Here is an 18,241-nt window from a genome sequence, read left to right as displayed (position 1 = left end):
TCCGACTCCTGACTTCTAGCTCCTAGCTCCTAGCTCCTCAAAAAATGCCCACCAATCCCTTCCTGAAAGCTGGTCAAGCGGTGCTGCGGTGGCTGTTTATGCTGTTCGTGGCCTACCCGATGGTGCTGCTGGGGTTGGGGTTGCGGGTACGGCACCGGGAGCGGCTACCGGCAACCGGGCCGGCTATTGTGGTGGCCAACCACAACAGCCACCTCGATTTCATGGTCCTGCTCGCGTTGTTTCCCTTCCTGAGCGTGCCGCGGGTGCGGCCGGCGGCCGCCGCCGACTACTTCTGCAGGTTTAAGTGGTTCGAGTGGCTGGCCCGCAACTTCGTGGGCATCATCCCGATTGAGCGCGGCGGGGCCCGCAAGGGCGAAGCCGACCCGCTCGAAGAGTGCTACCGGGCGTTGGAAGCAGGTCAGATCCTGTTCCTGTTTCCCGAAGGCACCCGCGGCCAACCCGAACATCTGGCCGAACTGAAGCCCGGCGTCTGGCACCTGGCCCAGCGCTTCCCCGAAGTGCCCATCGTGCCGGTGTACCTGCACGGGTTGGGTCGCGCGCTGCCCCGCGGCCGCACCATTCCGGTGCCCTTTCAGGTGAAAGTAGCCGTGGGCCGCCCCGTGCCCCTGCTCCCCGACAAAGCCGCCTTTCTGGCTTCCCTACGAAGCACCTTCGAACACCTGCGCGGCAAGACAGCCCTACCAGATGCGGAGAAAGAAGAGGCGTGGTTTGGAGAGGAAGAAGACTTGAACGAACCGGCTAAAGACGTGTCATGCTGAGCGAAGTCGAAACAGCTCTAGTGCTTCGTTGCAGCCGACATGTTTACCATTGCGGTAGAGCTGCTTCGGCTTCGTTCACCATCACCCCCATCGCCCCATCACCTTCCATCACCTCATAACCTCATTACTTCATCACTCCGATAGCCATGCAGCCCACTTACGCCACCACCCGCCCCTGCGAGGAGCGCCATTTTTCGTCGTTCGATAACGCGGAGCTGTTCTATCGACACTGGCCGGCCACTGAGGTTTCCGACGGCCCGCGGCGGGCCATCGTGCTGTTTCACCGGGGGCACGAGCACGGCGGGCGCATGGCCCACCTGGCCGACGAGCTGGAGCTGCCGGGCTTCGATATCTTCGCCTGGGATGCCCGCGGGCTGGGCCTGTCGGAAGGCGAGCGGGGGGCGGCCGAGAACTACGGCGTGCTGGTGAAGGACGTGGACGAATTCATGCGCCACATTGCCCAAACCCACAGCATTGCCATCGAAAACGTGGCCGCCATCGGGCAGAGCTTCGGGGCCGTAACGCTGGCCACCTGGGTGCACGACTACGCGCCCCGGCTGCGCGGCATGGTACTGGCCGCGCCGGCCTTCCGCATCAACCTGCTAGTGCCAGGCGCGCTGGCGGGGCTGCGGTTACTGTACGCGGTGCGCGGCAACTACTTCGTGAAATCCTACGTCAAGCCCACCCAGCTCACCCACGACCCCGCCCGCATTGCCTCCTACGCGGCCGATTCGCTCATCACCCGCCCCATTGCGGCCAACATCCTGCTCGACGTGGCCGACGCCGGCCAGCGCGTGGTAGCCGATGCGGCCGCCATCCACGTACCCGCCCAAATCCTGATTTCGGGCGACGACCAGGTGGTGTACGAAGAGCCTCAGGACCGCTTTTTTGGTAACCTCAGTAGCCCCATCAAGGAAATCCACCGCTTCCCCGGCTTCCTGCACGACAACCTCGGCGAGCTGGACCGCGCCCAGCCGATTGCCCTGGCCCGCGCCTTTATTATGCGGGTTTTTGCCGAAGCGCCGGCCCGGCCCCTGGCACTGCTGGAGGCGCACCAGCAAGGCTTCACCAAAACTGAATTCGACCAGCTGAGCCGGCCCGCCGGCTCGGCACTGGCCCGGCTGTACTGGGCCATGGGCCGGTTCTGGATTAAGGTGGGCGGCCGGTTTTCCAAGGGAATCAAAAACGGGCTGGCCACTGGCTTCGACTCGGGCAGCACCCTCGATTACGTGTACCAAAACCACCGCCAGGGCCTCACGCCCATTGGTAAAATAGTGGACGGCGTATTTCTCAACAGCATCGGCTGGCGCGGCATCCGCATCCGGCGGGCCCACCTGGAGCGGCTCATCGGGCAGGCCATTGGGCTGCTGCATGCCGCCGGCCAGCCCGTGCGCCTGCTCGATATTGCCGCCGGCCACGGCCGTTATGCGCTGGCCGCCGCAGCCCAAAACCCCGGGCAGATTGAGCACATTTTGCTGCGCGACTACAGCCCCGCCAACGTGGCCGACGGCCGCCGCCTGATTGCCGGGCAGGGCCTGGCCGGCATCGCGCAGTTTGAGCAGGGCGACGCCTTCGACGCGGCCGGGCTGGCAGCCCTGCAGCCCCGCCCCACGCTGGCCATCGTGTCGGGCCTCTACGAGCTTTTTGCCGATAATGACTTGGTGCGCACGTCGCTGGCGGGCCTCGCCGATGCCGTGGAGCCGGGCGGCTACCTGCTCTACACCAATCAGCCCTGGCACCCCCAGCTCGAAATGATTGCCCGCTCGCTCACCAGCCACCGCGACAACGGCGCCTGGGTGATGCGCCGCCGCGTGCAGGCCGAAATGGACGAGTTGGTCGCCCAGGCCGGCTTCGAGAAGCTCGACCAGCTCACCGACCAGTGGGGCATCTTCACGGTGTCCATCGCCCGGCGGGGAGGCGGAACAACGACAGAATCAGCCGCCGCAATGGTTTAGGCACTCGTGTAAACGATTGTTTTACCAGCCCGACACCCGGTAATTCGTGCTGCATTCGTTGTTATTTTCTCCCCGCTCTCATGGATATCCACCATCCCGTAAACAATCCAAAGCTGACGCGAGCTTTAGCCGACAATGCCCGTAACGACACGCCCGATTCGCGCCGCGCACTCACGGAGCAGCTCCTGCAAGCCACCTTTCTAGTCGCTTTTATCGCGCCGGATGCGTCGGAAGAAGTGGCCCCTGCTTCCGATAGAGCCACCTGGAAAGCCGGTTCAGCCTTTAGCGTGCTACTGAGCGGCGACGGCCACGGCGGCCACCGGCTACCGCTGTTTTGAACCGGTATCGGGCCTGATGATGCCGGCAGCCGAAGCCTGGGCTTTTGCCCTGGCCGACAGCCTCTACACCGGGGTAGTGATTAACCCTGCCACTGACGGCCTGGTGTTGAATTCGGCTGTACTAATGCAGCTAGCTGGACACTAACACACTGAAATTCAACTGGGCACTTCGTGAACACTCCATTTCCAGCTAAAAGCAGTCCTGTTCCGCCAGTACGGCAGCAACACCGGCCCTGGCGCCGGGCGCTGGGGTGGCTGCTGCTGCTGGGGCCGTTCTTTTTCCTCTCCTACGGCCTGGCTAATTGGTGGACGGGCCAGCTGGGACACGTTGGCTCCTACGTGTTCGGCTGGGAGCACCGCATTCCCTTCTGGGCCTGGACCATCGTGCCCTATATGTCGCTCGATGCGTTTTATGCCGGCTCGCTGCTGCTGTGCGCCACCCGCGCCGAGCTGGACGCCCACGCGAAGCGGTTGCTGAGCGCCAGCGTGCTGTCGGTGCTGGGGTTTCTGCTGTTTCCGCTGCAGTTCAGCTTTGCGCGGCCGACCGTAGACGGGTTTAACGGCTGGTTATTTGAGGTACTGGCGGGGTTTGATAAGCCCTACAACCAGGCGCCTTCGCTGCACGTGAGCCTGGCGCTGCTGGTGGGGCTGGTGTACTGGCACCACTCGCGCGGGCTGTTGCGCGGGCTGCTGGCGGCCTGGTTCGGGCTGATTGTGGTGTCTGTTTTCACTACCTACCAGCACCATTTTATTGATGGGGTGGCCGGGGCAGTAGTGGGAGTAGTATGCCTTTACCTGTTCCCGGATGCCCCGCAGGCCTGGCGGCCGGTACGCGCCCCCGCCGACCGGCCCTGGCGGCGCAAGCTGGCCGCCGGCTACGGGCTGGGCGCGGCCCTGCTGCTGGCCGCGGCCACTTTGTTGGGTGGCGGGGGCTGGGGGCTGCTGTGGCCCGCCGGCGCCCTGCTGCTGGTTGGTTTGGCCTACGCCGGGCTGGGCGCATCGGTGTTTCAGAAACACGACGGCCGCCAGCGCGTTGCCGCCCAACTGTTGCTGGCGCCCTACTGCCTGGGGGCCTGGATTTCCTCACGCCTGCTCACGCGCCGGCAGGCGCCCGCCGCCGAGGTGTTGCCCGGCCTCTGGCTGGGCCGCGCCCCCGGCCGACCTGACTGGCCCGAACCCACCTACGGCGCGGTGCTCGACCTCACAGCCGAATTCAACCTGAGTTCCGCCGCCCGCGCCCGGCCCCATCAAAGCGTACCACTGCTGGATTTAGTGCTGCCTTCCCAACAGGAGCTACAACGGGCCGTAGCAGCGCTTCACGAGCTGTGGCCGCACCGGCCGGTACTCGTGCATTGCGCCTTGGGCTACTCGCGGAGCGCGCTGGTGGTGGCCGCCTGGCTGCTGGCCACCGGCCGCGCCGCTACGCCCGCCGAAGCCGTAACCCACCTGCGGACCGCCCGGCCCCAGGTGCATCTCACCGAACGCCATTTGGCGGTGCTGGCCGCGTATCAGGCTATCTCGGCTGTCGAACCTCCCCCCGCTTTAAGCTGATGCTCCCATCCGAAAACCCGCTGATCTACCGCGTAACCCTAGGCTTCCTGCGGGCCGGCCGGGTCCTTGATGGGACCTCGTCGGTGCTACTACTGGCGACTTTGGGCCGGGGGTTGCTACCGCTGGAAATGGGCGCGGCCGTCGGGCTGGTTGGGGCGCTGCTGCTGGCTGCACTGGCCAAGTACTATGCCTGGCGCGTGGCCCTCGATGCCGACTTCTTCGCCCTGCTGCACGAGCAGCCCGAAGCTACGGCCGACTTCGACGCGGCGCTGGCCAATTTCCGGGGCCGCACCACGCCCCCCTCCAGCACGCCGGAAAGCCGCTGGCGCGGGGCCCGGCAGCTGGTGCAGCGGCAGGCGCTGGTGGTAGCCGCGCAACTGCTGGCAATAGCTGCCTTGCTGATAGGGGGCACCTGAAGCCGCCAGAAATGTCAGGCGCGCATGCAACTCCGGCGGCGGCGGCGTTTCCTTGCTTGACCACTCGTATCATTGTCTTTCAAACTGTCCTACATGCCCGCTGCTGCTTTCACTTTCGTGCGCCTCAAGTACCGCTCCGGCGACTGGGACGCGGTGGATGAGCGCATGCCGGCCAACCTGCTCCACTCGCTGGTGCAGTACACCAAAGTACCGGTAGCGCCCAAAGAGAAAGTAGTGGCGCTGGACTCTGAAGAGCTGTTTCGCTATCCGTTCTGCTACCTGTCGGGGCACCGGCTGGTGCAGTTTTCGGCCGCCGAAAAGAAGAACTTCGAGCAGTACGTGCGCGGCGGCGGCTTCGTGTTCGTCGATGACTGCAACCACGACATCGACGGGCTGTTTGCGCGCTCCTTCGAGGAGCAGATGCGGGTGTGTTTCGGGGCCGGGGCGCTGAAGAAGCTGCCCAAGTCGCACCCGATTTACTCGCAGTTTTTCCAGTTTCCGGAAGGCCCGCCCAACACCGGCTTCGAGCTCAACGGCTGGGGCGACGACTTGGTGCACGACTACCTCAAGGGCATCGAAATTGACGGCCGCCTGCGGGTGCTCTATTCCAACAAAGACTACGGCTGCGAGTGGGACTACGACTTCCGCAACAAACGCTTCCTGGCCGAAGACAACACCAAATTCGGCGTCAATATCATCCTGTACGCCCTCACGGCCTGACGCGCCGCTAATTCGCTGCCTGCTTCCCTATCACCCCAGAACCTAAGCTCCTCCAGCATCTAAAATGACTGAACAAGACGTAACGCGCCTGCTGGCGAAAATCCCGCTGCTAAAAGCCGAAATCGGGAAGGTGATTGTGGGCCAGCAACAGGTGCTGGAGGAAGTGCTGGTGGCCCTGCTGGCCGGCGGCCACGCGCTGCTAGAGGGCGTGCCGGGCCTGGCCAAAACCCTGCTCGTGCGCACGCTCGCCCAGGCCACCGACCTGCCCTTCCGCCGCATCCAGTTCACGCCCGACCTGATGCCCACCGACATTCTGGGCACCGAGATTCTGGAGGAAGACCACGGCACCGGCCACCGCTCGTTCAAGTTCAACCCCGGCCCCATTTTCGCCAGTCTGGTGCTGGCCGACGAAATCAACCGGACGCCGCCCAAAACCCAGGCCGCGCTGCTCGAAGCCATGCAGGAAGGCCACGTCACCTACGCCGGCCAAGAGCACGCGCTGCCCAAGCCGTTCTTTCTGCTGGCCACCCAAAACCCCATTGAGCAGAGCGGCACCTACCCGCTGCCCGAGGCCCAGCTCGACCGGTTCCTGCTCTACGTGCGCATCGGCTACCCCACCGAAGCCGAGGAGCTGGCCGTACTCACCGGCACCACCGGCACCGCCCGCCCCGAAGTGCAGCCCATCCTCAGCGGCGACGATGTGCGCCAGCTGCAGCTCCTGACTCGTCAGGTGAGCATCAGCGAAGAGCTGGTGCAGCTGGTGAACCGCTTGGTGCGGGCCACCCGCCCGGCCACTTCGCAGGTCAAGTTTATCCAGGATTACGGCCGCTGGGGCGCCGGCCCCCGCGCCGGCCAGGCCCTGATTTTGTGCGCCAAAGCCCGCGCCTTATTGCAGGGCCGATTCGCGACTACACCGGAGGATGTGCGGGCCCTGGCGCCGGCCGTTTTGCGCCACCGCATCCTGCTCAATTTCAATGCTGAAGCCGAAGGTTTGACGACGGAAGACGCGGTAGCGGCGCTGATAGAGGCGGTTTCGTGAGGGACATGAGGGGCGTGAGGAGCGTGAGAAGTGAAAGGACTATGTCATGCTGAGCGAAGCCGGAGGCGTAGTCGAAGCATCTCTACCGCAGTGCTAATTCTGACGACTGTAACGAAACGGTAGAGATGCTTCGGCTGCGCTCAGCCTGACCGTTCAAACCACCCACCAACAACCGCCCGCCATGCTCACCCCCGAACACCTGCACGCCTTGCACAACCTGCCGCTGGCCGCCAAACGGGCCGCCGAGGGGCTGTTGCACGGCGCCCACCTGAGCCGCCGCAAGGGGGCGGGCATGGAGTTCAGCCAGTATCGCCCCTACCAGCCCGGCGACGATTTGCGCCGCCTCGACTGGCGCTTAGCGGCCCGCTCCGACCGTTATTACCTGCGCGAATCGGAGGTGGATACCAGCCTGACGGTGCACCTGGTGCTCGATGCCACAGCCAGCATGAACCACCGCGACGACAACGGCCTGAGCAAGCTCGAATACGGCCGCCTGCTGTGCGCCGCGCTGGCCTACGTGGCCACCCAGCAGGGCGACGCGGTGGCCCTCACGGTGCTGCATCCCGGCGGCCTGCGCCACCTGCCCGCCCGCGCCGACGCCCGCCAGCTGCCCCGCCTCTACCATGCCCTCGCAACCACCGATGCGGCCGGCCAATTCCCCGATACGGCCACCCTGGCGCCCCTCACCGCCCGCCGCCAGCCCGCCCTCACGGTTTGCGTAACCGACTGGTACGAGGAAAACGGCGAAGTCGAGCGGCTGCTGACGCGGCTGCGCGCCGCCGCGGGCGAGGTGCTGGTGCTGCACCTGATGGCCCGTAACGAGCTGGAATTCACGTTCCGCGGGGCCGTTACGTTCGAGGACCTCGAAACCGGCCAGCAGCTCCAGCTCGATGCCGGCCAGCAGCGCCGCGCCTGGCAGCAGCAGCTGCAACCCTGGCTGCAGGCCACCGCCCGCCGCGCCCGCACCCTGGGCTTCGACTACCAGTTGCTGAACACCACCGAACCCCTCACCGATGCCCTCCGCGAGTTCCTGCGCCGCCGCGCCCGCGGAGCGTAGCGGCACAATAATTTGCCGCAACTACCGCCACCGTTTCGCGTCTGTATTTTCGCATTTTGCCCTTATCAATAATTTCTGAAGTAGTAGTCTGAAGCGCGTAGCTTGCGACTTACCACTTATAGCGCCCACCCTTTTGCCGTCGATTTTTTTCCCTCATGCCGCCGCTGGTTGGCTGGCCCTGCTGGGGCTGGCTGTGCCGCTGGCCATTTACCTCTGGAACCGTCGGCCGGGCCGGGTGGTGCGGGTGGGCAGTGTGCGGTGGCTGCAGGCCGCCGCCAACCAGCGCCTGCGCAACATCAAACCCGAGCAGCTGCTGCTGTTTCTGTTGCGGGCCGCCGTGCTGGGCCTATTGGCGCTGGCCGTGGCCGAGCCGCAGCAACTACTGCCCGTGCCGGCCGCCCACGGGCAGGTGCTGCTGGCCCCCGGCGTAACGGCCGAAGCCCTGGCCCCGGTGCGCCCCCTGCTCGATTCGCTGCGGCAGCGCGGCTACGAGCTGCGGCAGCTTTCCGATGTTCGGCCTGTGAGTGCGGTGCGGCCCTGGGCGGCGCTGGGCCTCGGTGCCGATACGACCGGGCCGGCACCGGTCCGCCTCACTACCGATACCGTTTTAGCGCCTGCGCCCAACCTCTGGAACGCCGTGCAACTGGCCGCCGACTCGCTGCCCGGCCGGCCGCTGGTGGTGGTGGCGCCGCTGAGTGTAGCCTCGTTCCGGGGTACCCGCCCCACCCTGCCGGCCGCCGTGCGCTGGCTGCCCCTACCCCCGCCCGATTCGAGCCGCTGGCCCGTGGCCGCCTGGCGCATACACCCCGACAGCCTGATAGTACGGGTAGCCAATGGCTCGGAATTGGCCATAGCCTACCAGCAGATACGCGTGCGGCAGCCGGCAGCCGGCCAGCCGCTGGGTGGCAATTGGGGCGGGGCTGAAATCAGGTTGAGCAGCCCAAACACGCTGCTGGTAACCGAAAACGGCGCCCGGCGCACCCTGCCGCTGCTGAATCGGGCGCCGCGCTGGCACCTGAGCCACGATGCCGCCCACGCCGCCTCGGCCCGGGTACTGGCCGCCGCGTTGCGGGCCGTGGCCCCCACGCTGCCGCTGCAGCCCCGGCTCGTGGTTTCCACTTCGGAAGTGATGCCGCCCGATTCGCTCGATTGGCTGTTCTGGCTGCGCGACGCCCCGCTGCCCGCCCGCTGGGCCACCGACCCCACGGTGCACGTCTGGCAGGAAGCCGGGTCATCCACCAGGCCTTTCGCCACCGGATTTCAGTCGGCAGCCAGTTCCGGAACCAGCAGCATCTTCCGCCTCGACACTGCTTCCGGCGCGGGGGCCGTACCGGTATGGATGACGGCCGCCGGCCGGCCGCTGCTGCGCCTTCAGCGGCCCGGCCGCTACCGCCTGCACACCCGCCTCGACGCCCCCTGGAGTACGCTGGCCGAACTGCCCGAACTGCCCGCGCTGCTGCTGCCCCTACTGCTGCCACCGGCCCCCGCCACCTTTCAACCCGACTCGCGCCAACTGGCCCTGAGCCAACTGCAAACGCCGGTAGCGGCGGCAGCCAACGGCTTAGAGCCGGCCGCGCCGCGCCGGCCGCTGGCGCCCTGGCTGGTGCTGGTGGCGGGCGGGCTGTTTGGGCTCGAACGGTTGCTGGCGGCCCGGCGCAACCGTTCTGTGCTGGCCGCTATGCCCGCGCCTAAATCTTCCACCGCCCAACGCCAGTCCGCATGAGCCCTGCAGTTGCCCCCGCTGCTACCAAAGCGCCCGCCCCAGCCGGGCTAGTGCAGGCCGCTGGTCAGGGCAGGGCCCGCCGCCGCACGTTGGCGCTGCTGCTGCCCGCGTTGGCCGCCGCCGGGTTGCTGCTAACGGTAGCAAAGGCCTGGCCGGGCGCCGGGTATTTCGTGGCGGGCGTAGCGTTGGCCCTGATGGGGCTCGCGGCTTGGGCGCTCTGGCGCATCTGGCACGAGCCGGCCGACGCCACTGCCCGCCGGCTCAACCGGCAGCACCCGGCTCTGGAAGACAGCACTGCGCTGCTACTACGCCCCGCGGCCGACCTGAATCTGCTGGAGCAGCTGCAGCAGCAGCGTCTGATCGAGCGCCTCCCGAAGCTGGCCGCTACCGGACCGTTGCTCCCTGTAAATTTCCGGCCTGCTCTGGGTGGCGCGGCGGTCCTGCTGTTGCTGGCGGCACTGGCGTGGTGGCAGCGGCCCGGCCCGGCCGCAGTTGCAGCCGCGGCTGGAGCACCCGTAGCGCTGCGTTTTCATGAAACGCCAGCCCAGCCGGCTGCGGCCCCGCGCATTGTGGAAACCCGGTTGCGGTTACAGCCACCGGCCTATACCCGCCAGCCAGCGTTTACGCCGGCGGCCGGCTCATTCCGGTGCCCGGCCGGCAGCCGCGTACGCTGGCAGGTGCGGCTGAGCCGCCCCTCCAAAACGCCGCCGGTACTGGAGCTGGGCACCCGCAAGCTGCCGCTGCAGCCAGTGCCGGGCGATTCGCTGGCCTTCGGCCGCGAGGAATCCCTGGTAGCCTCGGCCCTGTACCGGCTGCGGCTGGGCGGGCAGGTATCCGACGATTATTCGATTGAAGTAGTAGCCGACCAGGCCCCGGTTATCCGCCTGCTTCAGCCCAAAGCCTATACGCTGGTGGAATTCGGCCAGCCGCCGCGGGTGGCCATTGAGGCCCAGCTGAAGGACGACTACGGCCTGAGCCGGGCCCGACTGGTGGCCACCGTGGCCCAGGGCCAGGGGGAGGCGGTAAAATTTACGGAAGTGGTAACCGAGCTGAGTACCGGCCTGGGCGGCCAGCCTACCAGCGCCACGCTGCGGCCGGTGCTCAACCTGCCTGCCCTGGGCCTAAGCTACGGCGACGAGGTGTATTTCTACCTGCAGGCCTGGGACAACCACCAGCAGCTCACCCGCTCCGACACCTACCTGGTGCAGTGGGAAGATACGACGGTGCAGAACAGCACCCTCGATGCGTCGTTGGGTGTGAATACGGCCCCGGCCTACTTCCGCAGCCAGCGCCAGATCATCATCGATACCGAAAAGCTGCTGGCCGAACGAAGCCGGCTGCCCGCCGCCACAGTGCAGGAGCGCGCCAACAGTATTGGGGTTGATCAGAAGCTGCTGCGCATGCGCTACGGCAAGTTTCTGGGCGAGGAAACCGACGAAAGTATCGGCGGCGCCACCCGCCCCGATGAGCGCGATGAGGCCACCCGACCAGCCGAGCCGCCCGGCATGGGCTCGGTGGTAGCCGAAGACCATACGGCCCCCGAACCAGCCAGCCCCGAGCCCGCTGCCAGCGCCGCAGAGCACCACGAAGGCGACGGCCACGACCACAGCAGCGGCGTGCCGGCGCGCGCCGGGCAATCGGCTGCCGAGGCGCGCACGGCCGAGTTAATGGAGCCCTATATGCACCGCCACGATGACGCCGAAACGGCCGATTTTCTGGAGCCCGCCGTGAAGGCCAAGCTGCAGGCGGTACTGGCCCAGATGTGGGAATCGGAACTGCGGCTGCGCACCGGGCAGCTGCGGGAAGCGCTGCCCTTCGAGTACCGCGCCCTGCGGCTGCTGAAAGAGGTGCAGCAGCAAACCCGCGCCTATGTAAAAAAGGCCGGTTTCACGCCGCCACCCATGCCCGAGGCTACCACCCGCCTCACCGGCGACCTGGCCGGGGCCAGTGCCCCCCGCCGCCAGCGCCAGCTCGATGCACCGCCCCAACAGCCCGCTCTGCGCGCGGCCCTGGCCACTGTGCGGCAGCTGCGTGCATCGGTCCCGGTTCCGGCAGGCGCGGCGGCCGCTCTGGAGCAGGCGGGGCCAGCGCTTTCGCGGGCGGCGCTGCAAACGCCCGGCCGCTATCTGGCCGCGCTGCGTAATCTGCGCGACGTAACGGCGGCCATCCGGGCCGGCCAGCCAGTTGATAAAGTCCAGCTACTACCGCTGGAGCGCGCTTTCACCGACCTATTGCCCGTGCCGCCGCCGGCGCCCGCTGCTCGTCCTGCTCCCGGCACTCAACTCGCCCGTCGCTATTTCGACCTGCTGAACTGAGTTAGCCCGGCAGCATTGCCTGCACCAATACCTGATAATTACGCTCTACAACCAAAAAAATGCGTTACCTGCTCCCCCTGCTGCTGGCCGTGCTGCTCACGGTGCTGGCCCTGCGCCGGGCCGATACGCGGCGGCGGGGGCTGCGCGTGGCGGCCGGCCTGCTGGCGGCGGCGGGCCTGGCGCTGGCGGCCTTTCCGCCCACCAAAACGGGACCGGCCGTTGCCCCCGGCGCCACCACGGCCGTGCTGCTCACGCCCGGCTATTCGCCCGATACGCTGGCTGCCCTGCTCGCCCGCCTCGGGCCGGCTACGCCGCTGTGGCGCTTTGCCCCCAACGAAACCAGCCTGGCCGCCGATACCCCCACCTTCCGCAACACCAGCGCTGTTCGGGCGAAGTTGCCGGGCCTGCGCCGCCTGCACGTACTGGGCCGGGGCCTGCCCGCCGCCGATGTGCCCGCGCTGGCAGGCATAGCACTGGCAGCCCACGCCGATGCCCCGGTAGCTGGTTTTCGGCAGGCAGCCTGGGAAGCGCGGCCCACCCTGGGCGAAACCTGGACGGTAAGCGGCTCGTTTGCGGCAACCCGGGCTGGCCCACTATGGCTACGGCTGCACGCGGCCGGCACCGTGCGCGACTCGGTACGGCTGCCGACAGGTTCGGGCAGCTTCCAGCTGCGCTTTACGCCGCGGGCCGCGGGCCGGGCGGTGTACGCACTGGAAGCCCGTGGCAACAACCAGCCGCTGGCCCGCGAGCCGGTGCCGGTAGAGGTACGCGCGCCCGAGCCGTTGCGGGTGCTGCTGCTGGCCGCCGCGCCTTCATTTGAATTGCGGTTTCTGAAAAACTACCTGGCCGGCCGCCAGTATGCCGTAGCGCTGCGCACCGGCCTGAGCCGGGGTCTTACGCAAACCGAATTCCTCAACCTGCCTAACCCACCCGCCCTGGGTAGCCTCACGCCCGCCCTGCTCGCCCGCTTCGATGTGGTAATGACCGATGCGGCAACCCTGGCCAGCTTTGGCGGGACTGAAATGGCGGCGTTGCGCGCGGCCGTTGCCAACGGCACGGCCGGGTTGCTGCTGCTGGCCGATGCCGCTACCCTGCCCCGGCAATTGCCCGGGGGCGCGGCTTTCAGCCTGCAGGCCCGGTCGGCCGCCGCAGCGGTAACGGCTCAGCCGTTGCGCTGGCCCGAGGCCCCGGCCGGCACCACGGCGCTGGTACCGGCCACGCTGCGGCCGGCCGGAAATCTGCGCCCGCTCATCAGTAGCGGCCCCGACCAGCAACTGGTGGCGGCAGCGCGGCGGCTGGGCCTGGGGGCAGTGGTAGTAACGACGGTTACCGAAACGTTTCCGTGGCAGCTGCGGGGGCAGTCGGCGGAGTACGGGGCCTACTGGAGCCGGCTGTTTGGGGCTGCCCGGCCGCCCCGACCCGCCGCGCTCAGCATCGCGCCGCTCAGCCATTGGCCCCACCCCAATGCCCCGCTGGAGCTGCGCACTACGGGCGCAGCTACCGGCCCGCTTAGCCTCAGCGGCCCCAACGGGGCGGCCGTAGCTGCCGCCCGCCGCCCCGACGCCAATGTGCCCGAATGGAGCACTGCCACCTATTGGCCCACGGCGGCCGGATGGCACGAAGCCCGGGTAGGCACGGCCCGGCAGTGGTTCTACGTGTACGCCCCCGGCCAATGGCGCGGCCCCGAACAGCCGCAATGGCAGCTGGCCGCCGCTCAGGCCTCAGCCCTGCCCATGGTTGCCCTGGGCGGCCCTACTGTGGCAGGCACCACTGTGCCTGCCCGCGAAACCTGGCCCCGCTGGTGGGGCTATGTGCTATTCGTAGCGGGTGCAGGGCTGCTGTGGCTGGAGGAGAAGCTGTAAGACGGCCGGCTCAGCCAAAATCTTATCTAGCTGAAGAACAGACCATAGCGTTGCAGTCGACGCAACTCCTGCTGTTGCGCCGTATCTTACGGCCTGCTTCGGTCAAAAAAACAGCCCGGGCTCCGCTGTAGCGGAACCCGGGCTGTTATGGCAAACCGGCAGGGCCGGCCGGCACTTATTACTTCACTTCCTCCGTGGTGGTGGTGGTGGTGGTCGAAGTGGCCTCCGTGGTTACGGGAGCAGCTTCGGTAGTAACCGGAGCAACTTCGGTCGTCACCGTCGTGTCCATCGTGGTCGTGGTAGCGTCCATGGTGGTCGTTTCGGTGGCGGTGGTGGTTTCAACAGCCTTCTGCTCGCACGAAGTGAGGGTGGCGGCGAAAACGGCTACCAGGGCCGAAGCTTTCAGGAAATTTTTCATGTTGGGGGTTGGTTGAGATTGATGGTCCGAAAAACGTGGTTCATCCGGGAATCAGCCAATAGTAACCCACGGCCGAAAAATAAATTTTCGGCGGGTTACCCAACCCCTCTCCACGTATTAAGCAAGAAAGCGAATGGGTAAGGGGCAACCTTCCTACACCGATGAGGAGTTCATGGCGGCCATCCGCCGCGACGACGACCGGGCGCTGGCACAGCTCTACCGGCTGCATTTTCCCATGATTTCGCACTACGTGCTGCAAAACAGCGGCACCGACGACGACGCCAAGGATGTGTACCAGGAGGGCGTGATGGTATTTTACGAGAAGGTTCGGGAAGGCTCGCTGGAGCTGAGCTGCCAGATCAAAACCTACCTCTACGCCGTGTGTCGCCGCCTGTGGCTCAAGCGGCTCGCCGAGAAAACCCGCTTCGGCGGCAGCCTCGACGACCATGAGCCCTTTTTGGAAACCGGCGCCGAGGCCGATCTGGAACGGGCCGAGGAACGGGAACTGCAATTGGGCACTATGGCCCAGGCGCTCGACCTGATTGGGGAGCCCTGCCGTTCGCTTCTCGAAGGCTTTTACCTGCTCGACAAGTCGATGCAGCAACTAACGGACGAGTTTGGCTACACCAACGCCGACAACGCCAAAAATCAGAAGTATAAGTGTCTGGTACGCCTGAAAAAGCTTTTTTTCAATCAGTATCAGGAATCTAATTAGTGCCTAGCGCTTGGTTTTCAGTGCGTAGGAAGTAAGCGGACAGTTTTTAAGGTTTTCCTGATGACTTCCCCAATCACTACCCGTAGAACACAAAGCCCGTCACCCAGGCACTAGCCACGAAGCCCCAAGCTGTATAAAATGAAAACCGAAGCCGACTACTACGCCTTATTTGAAGCCTACCGCGCCGGCGGCCTGGCCGACGCGGAACGGACGGCCTTGGAGCACCGCCTTGCCACCGACTCCGCACTGGCCCGGCGCCTGCACGAGTTTGAGGAACTGACCGGCACCCTAACGGCCTACGGGCGGCGGCAGGCGCTGCGGCGCCGCTTGCAAACCATCCATGCCAATATGCTGGCCGAGCAGACGCCGACCCTCGATTTGGCCAAAGTAGCCGAGCAGGACGAGCGGGGCGAGCAGTTTGCCACCGGCCAGGCCCCGCGGCCCATGCTGCGCATTTCGCGCACCGAGCAGAAACTGCGCTCCTTCTGGCAGGGCCACCGCGCCACCATGATGGTGGCCGCCGCCGTGGCCGTGCTGGCCGTGTTTACCACCCTGCTGGGCCTGGAAATGTACCGCAATTCCCAGCAAAGCACGTCGTCGCGCTACGGCTACACCATGCTGCGCCGCGAGGTAGAGCGCATCAAGCGCGACCAGCGCAGCATGAACCGCGCGATCAACCAGATAGATGGCACTACTCCTACTGAGCGTATTAACCCCGGAAAGTTCAGCGGCACGGGCTTCGCCCTGACTGCCGATGGCTACCTGGTAACCAGCTACCACGTTATTCAGGGGGCCGATTCGCTGCTGATTGAAAACCGTGCCCGCCAGCGCTTCCGGGCCGAGCCGGTGTTTACCGATGTGGCCCACGACCTGGCTATTCTGCAGATTACGGACAAGGATTTCACTGGCTTCGGCCGCCTGCCCTACGCCTTTAAGCGGGGCCAGTCGGAGTTGGGTGAGAAGGTGTACACGCTGGGCTACCCGCGCGAAGACCTCGTGTTCAACGATGGCTCGCTGAGTGCCCGCTCGGGCTTCGAGGGCGACACGGGCTTTTACCAGATAAGCATTCCGGTGAACCCCGGCAACTCGGGCGGCCCGCTACTCGATGACCGGGGCAACCTGATTGGCGTGGTGAGTGGGCGGCAGATGGATGTGCAGAGCGCCGCCTTCGCCACCAAATCGTCGTACCTGATGCGGTTGGTAGACTCGCTGAGTGCCGCCGGATCGGGCCGGCCCTACAACCTGCCGCGCTACAACCAGCTCAGCGGTACCGCGCGCCCCCAGCAAATCCGCAAGCTCCAGGACTACGTGTTCGTGGTGAAAGTGTACGAATAGGCTTCGCGTAGCAAGCCTGTTGGCATAGCCCTACTTCTTCGGCGGTAGGGCTTTTTTGTGCGCTGCGCGGAGAGCAGCTCGCCCCCAACCCGTTTAACCATAATCTTTTACAGCACTTTACCCCGGCTGCGTAGCAGCGCACCAAGAAAATTACCCTATATTCTATATTCGCTATTGAAACAGGAGCTCGGCCTCTTGCCTGTTCGATACTTACTTCGCTTCTTCACAGCCGCTTACTCCGTTCTTCCTGTTTCACCAACTCGCCTGCTTTATGGACCGCCGCGCCTTTTTTCGCAAATCTGTGGCCGGACCTGCGGCTGCGGCAGAGTTGGACTTTCTGCCCGCCCAAACCGCACCGGGCGCGGCCTCCGGCGAGGAGGAAACCGTCAGTAAGTTTGCCAACCGGGCCCTGCCCGATACGGCCCGCGCCACCGGCACCCTGGCCGCCTACACCGGCCCCTGGGGCGCGGCGCAGGCGGCCCACCTGCTGCGGCGCGCTACGTTCGGGCCCACCCGGGCCGAGATACTCGCTGCGGCCGGCAAGTCGCTGGCTCAGGTGCTCGATGGCCTGTTGGCGGTGCCGGCCACGCCCGCGCCGCCCGTCAATGGCTTTCAGAACGATACCAGCGTGCCGGTGGGCCAGAGCTGGGTAACGGCCCCGTTCAACAACGACTTTGAATACTGGCGGCTGCGGAGCCTGCGGGCCTGGTGGATGGGCCAGCAACTGCAGAGCCCGACGCTGACGGAGAAGATGACGCTGTTCTGGCACAACCACTTCGTGGCCGAGTTCGACGACGTGTTTGAGAGCCGCTACGCCTACCGCTACGTGGCGCTGCTGCGCCGTGCGGCCCTCGGCAATATCAGGCAGCTGGCCAAAGACGTAACCATCGAGCCGATGATGCTGCGCTACCTGGGCGGCAACCAGAACCGGGTGGGCGCCCCCAACGAAAACTACGGCCGCGAGCTGCTGGAGCTATTTACGGTGGGCAAAGGCCCGCTGATTGGCGCCGGCAACTACACTACCTACACCGAAGCCGATGTGCAGGCCGCCGCCAAAGTGCTTACCGGCTGGCAGGATTCGCGCGACAATATCAACGGCTTCTACACCGACTCGCGCCACGATAAAACCACCAAGCAGTTCAGTGCCGCGTTCGGCAACAAAACCATTACCAACCAGGGCGACCAGGAGTACAAGGCACTGGTGGATCTGGTATTCGACCAGCCCAGCACGGCCCTGTTTCTGGTGCGCAAGCTCTACCGCTGGTTCGTCTACTACGTGATTGATGCCGACACTGAGCAGACCATCATCCAGCCCCTGGCGGCCGATTTGCGGCAGAACGGCTACAACGTGGCCCCGGTGCTGCGCAAGCTGCTGGGCAGCCAGCACTTTTTCGATGTACAGAACGTGGGCTGCGTGATTAAGAGCCCCCTCGATGCCGTGCTGAGTGCCGCCCGGCAGCTCCCCGTGAGCCTGCCGCCGGCTTCCGATGTGCTGGCCCAGTACGGCGTGTGGGACTGGCTGGTCGATCGTGCCACCGTGATGCAGCAAAAGCTCGGCGACCCGCCCAACGTAGCCGGCTGGCCTGCCTACTGGCAGACGCCCGAGTTCTACGAAATGTGGATAAACGCCGTGACATTGCCCCGGCGCAATCAGTACACCGACCAGCTCATCGATGCCAAGGGCTACACGCGCTACTACACCGGCGGCAACTACAAGCTGCTCACCGACATCGTAGGCTGGGTGCAGGCCCTGCCCACTGCCACTGCCGCCGACCCGAACCTGCTCGTCGGGGAGCTGGTGCGGCTGCTGGTGCCGGTGGAGCTGACGGCCAACCAGCTGGCGTTCCTCAACGACACGCTCATCCCCGGCCTGCCCGACTTCGAGTGGACCGTGGAGTGGAATGCCTACCTGGCCGCCCCCACCAATGCAACCAAAAAAGCAGCCGTCGACACCAAGCTCCGTGCCCTCACCCGCCAGCTGATGGGCCTGGCCGAGTACCATATTTCGTAGTGTCTTA

15 protein-coding genes are annotated in these 18,241 nt (G+C 65.8%); 14 read left to right on the top strand and 1 reads right to left on the bottom strand.

The features are described 5' to 3' along the window. The first annotated feature begins 44 nt into the window (after nt 1–44). The 11 genes from BLW21_RS13085 (at nt 45) to BLW21_RS13035 (ending at nt 13,755) form a co-directional block, all read left to right on the top strand. Nucleotides 45–779, top strand: a complete 735-nt coding sequence (locus BLW21_RS13085) for a lysophospholipid acyltransferase family protein (RefSeq protein WP_092740736.1) — start codon at nt 45–47, stop codon at nt 777–779. Nucleotides 780–925: 146 nt separating this feature from the next. Continuing rightward, nucleotides 926–2,734 (top strand): bifunctional alpha/beta hydrolase/class I SAM-dependent methyltransferase, encoded by a 1,809-nt coding sequence (locus BLW21_RS13080; RefSeq protein WP_092740734.1) that lies wholly within the window; start codon nt 926–928, stop codon nt 2,732–2,734. Nucleotides 2,735–2,814: 80 nt separating this feature from the next. After that, a complete protein-coding gene (locus BLW21_RS13075) occupies nt 2,815–3,072 on the top strand; it encodes a hypothetical protein (protein WP_092740732.1) in 258 nt (85 codons plus the stop codon). 171 nt (nt 3,073–3,243) lie between these two features. Continuing rightward, nucleotides 3,244–4,623, top strand: a complete 1,380-nt coding sequence (locus BLW21_RS13070; RefSeq protein WP_092740730.1) for a phosphatase PAP2/dual specificity phosphatase family protein — start codon at nt 3,244–3,246, stop codon at nt 4,621–4,623. Then, nucleotides 4,623–5,039 (top strand): hypothetical protein, encoded by a 417-nt coding sequence (locus BLW21_RS13065; RefSeq protein WP_092740728.1) that lies wholly within the window; start codon nt 4,623–4,625, stop codon nt 5,037–5,039. The genes BLW21_RS13070 and BLW21_RS13065 overlap by 1 nt, the downstream gene beginning before the upstream one ends. 93 nt (nt 5,040–5,132) lie before the next feature. Continuing rightward, complete coding sequence (locus BLW21_RS13060; RefSeq protein WP_092741056.1) at nt 5,133–5,759, top strand: DUF4159 domain-containing protein; 627 nt, start codon at nt 5,133–5,135, stop codon at nt 5,757–5,759. Between the two features lie 64 nt (nt 5,760–5,823). Next, nucleotides 5,824–6,798 (top strand): AAA family ATPase, encoded by a 975-nt coding sequence (locus BLW21_RS13055; RefSeq protein ID WP_092740726.1) that lies wholly within the window; start codon nt 5,824–5,826, stop codon nt 6,796–6,798. A 181-nt stretch (nt 6,799–6,979) separates the two neighbouring features. Then, entirely contained in the window at nt 6,980–7,855 is an 876-nt protein-coding gene (locus BLW21_RS13050) for a DUF58 domain-containing protein (RefSeq protein WP_092740724.1), read from the top strand. A gap of 133 nt (nt 7,856–7,988) precedes the next feature. Further along, the gene (locus BLW21_RS13045; protein ID WP_175470961.1) at nt 7,989–9,578 is read left to right on the top strand and encodes a BatA domain-containing protein; all 1,590 of its coding nucleotides are present in this window, start codon (nt 7,989–7,991) and stop codon (nt 9,576–9,578) included. Beyond that, nucleotides 9,575–11,893, top strand: a complete 2,319-nt coding sequence (locus BLW21_RS13040; protein ID WP_092740720.1) for a hypothetical protein — start codon at nt 9,575–9,577, stop codon at nt 11,891–11,893. Before BLW21_RS13045 ends, BLW21_RS13040 begins: the two co-directional genes overlap by 4 nt. A gap of 59 nt (nt 11,894–11,952) precedes the next feature. After that, complete coding sequence (locus tag BLW21_RS13035; RefSeq protein WP_092740718.1) at nt 11,953–13,755, top strand: hypothetical protein; 1,803 nt, start codon at nt 11,953–11,955, stop codon at nt 13,753–13,755. A gap of 178 nt (nt 13,756–13,933) precedes the next feature. Here the strand turns inward: BLW21_RS13035 and BLW21_RS13030 are convergent, their stop codons facing one another. Continuing rightward, complete coding sequence (locus tag BLW21_RS13030) at nt 13,934–14,173, bottom strand: hypothetical protein (RefSeq protein WP_092740716.1); 240 nt, start codon at nt 14,171–14,173, stop codon at nt 13,934–13,936. A gap of 133 nt (nt 14,174–14,306) precedes the next feature. On the opposite strand from BLW21_RS13030, the gene BLW21_RS13025 reads away from it, so the two are divergent. The 3 genes from BLW21_RS13025 to BLW21_RS13015 all read left to right on the top strand — a co-directional run bounded on the left by BLW21_RS13025 (nt 14,307) and on the right by BLW21_RS13015 (nt 18,234). Beyond that, a complete protein-coding gene (locus BLW21_RS13025; protein WP_092740714.1) occupies nt 14,307–14,888 on the top strand; it encodes an RNA polymerase sigma factor in 582 nt (193 codons plus the stop codon). A gap of 138 nt (nt 14,889–15,026) precedes the next feature. Beyond that, a complete protein-coding gene (locus tag BLW21_RS13020; protein WP_092740712.1) occupies nt 15,027–16,223 on the top strand; it encodes a S1 family peptidase in 1,197 nt (398 codons plus the stop codon). Nucleotides 16,224–16,494: 271 nt separating this feature from the next. Next, nucleotides 16,495–18,234, top strand: coding sequence for a DUF1800 domain-containing protein (locus BLW21_RS13015; RefSeq protein WP_092740710.1), 1,740 nt, complete (start codon nt 16,495–16,497; stop codon nt 18,232–18,234). Nucleotides 18,235–18,241: the final 7 nt, after the last annotated feature.

Source organism: Hymenobacter psychrophilus (assembly GCF_900107135.1).
Classification (GTDB): domain Bacteria; phylum Bacteroidota; class Bacteroidia; order Cytophagales; family Hymenobacteraceae; genus Hymenobacter; species Hymenobacter psychrophilus.
This window is presented reverse-complemented; position numbering and strand designations above follow the sequence as displayed.

Coding starts and splice junctions, on each gene's coding strand:
- BLW21_RS13085 (WP_092740736.1), top strand. CDS start 45: ATGCCCACCAATCCCTTCCTGAAAGCTGGTCAAGCGGTGCTGCGGTGG.
- BLW21_RS13080 (WP_092740734.1), top strand. CDS start 926: ATGCAGCCCACTTACGCCACCACCCGCCCCTGCGAGGAGCGCCATTTT.
- BLW21_RS13075 (WP_092740732.1), top strand. CDS start 2,815: ATGGATATCCACCATCCCGTAAACAATCCAAAGCTGACGCGAGCTTTA.
- BLW21_RS13065 (WP_092740728.1), top strand. CDS start 4,623: ATGCTCCCATCCGAAAACCCGCTGATCTACCGCGTAACCCTAGGCTTC.
- BLW21_RS13060 (WP_092741056.1), top strand. CDS start 5,133: ATGCCCGCTGCTGCTTTCACTTTCGTGCGCCTCAAGTACCGCTCCGGC.
- BLW21_RS13055 (WP_092740726.1), top strand. CDS start 5,824: ATGACTGAACAAGACGTAACGCGCCTGCTGGCGAAAATCCCGCTGCTA.
- BLW21_RS13050 (WP_092740724.1), top strand. CDS start 6,980: ATGCTCACCCCCGAACACCTGCACGCCTTGCACAACCTGCCGCTGGCC.
- BLW21_RS13040 (WP_092740720.1), top strand. CDS start 9,575: ATGAGCCCTGCAGTTGCCCCCGCTGCTACCAAAGCGCCCGCCCCAGCC.
- BLW21_RS13035 (WP_092740718.1), top strand. CDS start 11,953: ATGCGTTACCTGCTCCCCCTGCTGCTGGCCGTGCTGCTCACGGTGCTG.
- BLW21_RS13030 (WP_092740716.1), bottom strand. CDS start 14,173: ATGAAAAATTTCCTGAAAGCTTCGGCCCTGGTAGCCGTTTTCGCCGCC.
- BLW21_RS13025 (WP_092740714.1), top strand. CDS start 14,307: ATGGGTAAGGGGCAACCTTCCTACACCGATGAGGAGTTCATGGCGGCC.
- BLW21_RS13020 (WP_092740712.1), top strand. CDS start 15,027: ATGAAAACCGAAGCCGACTACTACGCCTTATTTGAAGCCTACCGCGCC.
- BLW21_RS13015 (WP_092740710.1), top strand. CDS start 16,495: ATGGACCGCCGCGCCTTTTTTCGCAAATCTGTGGCCGGACCTGCGGCT.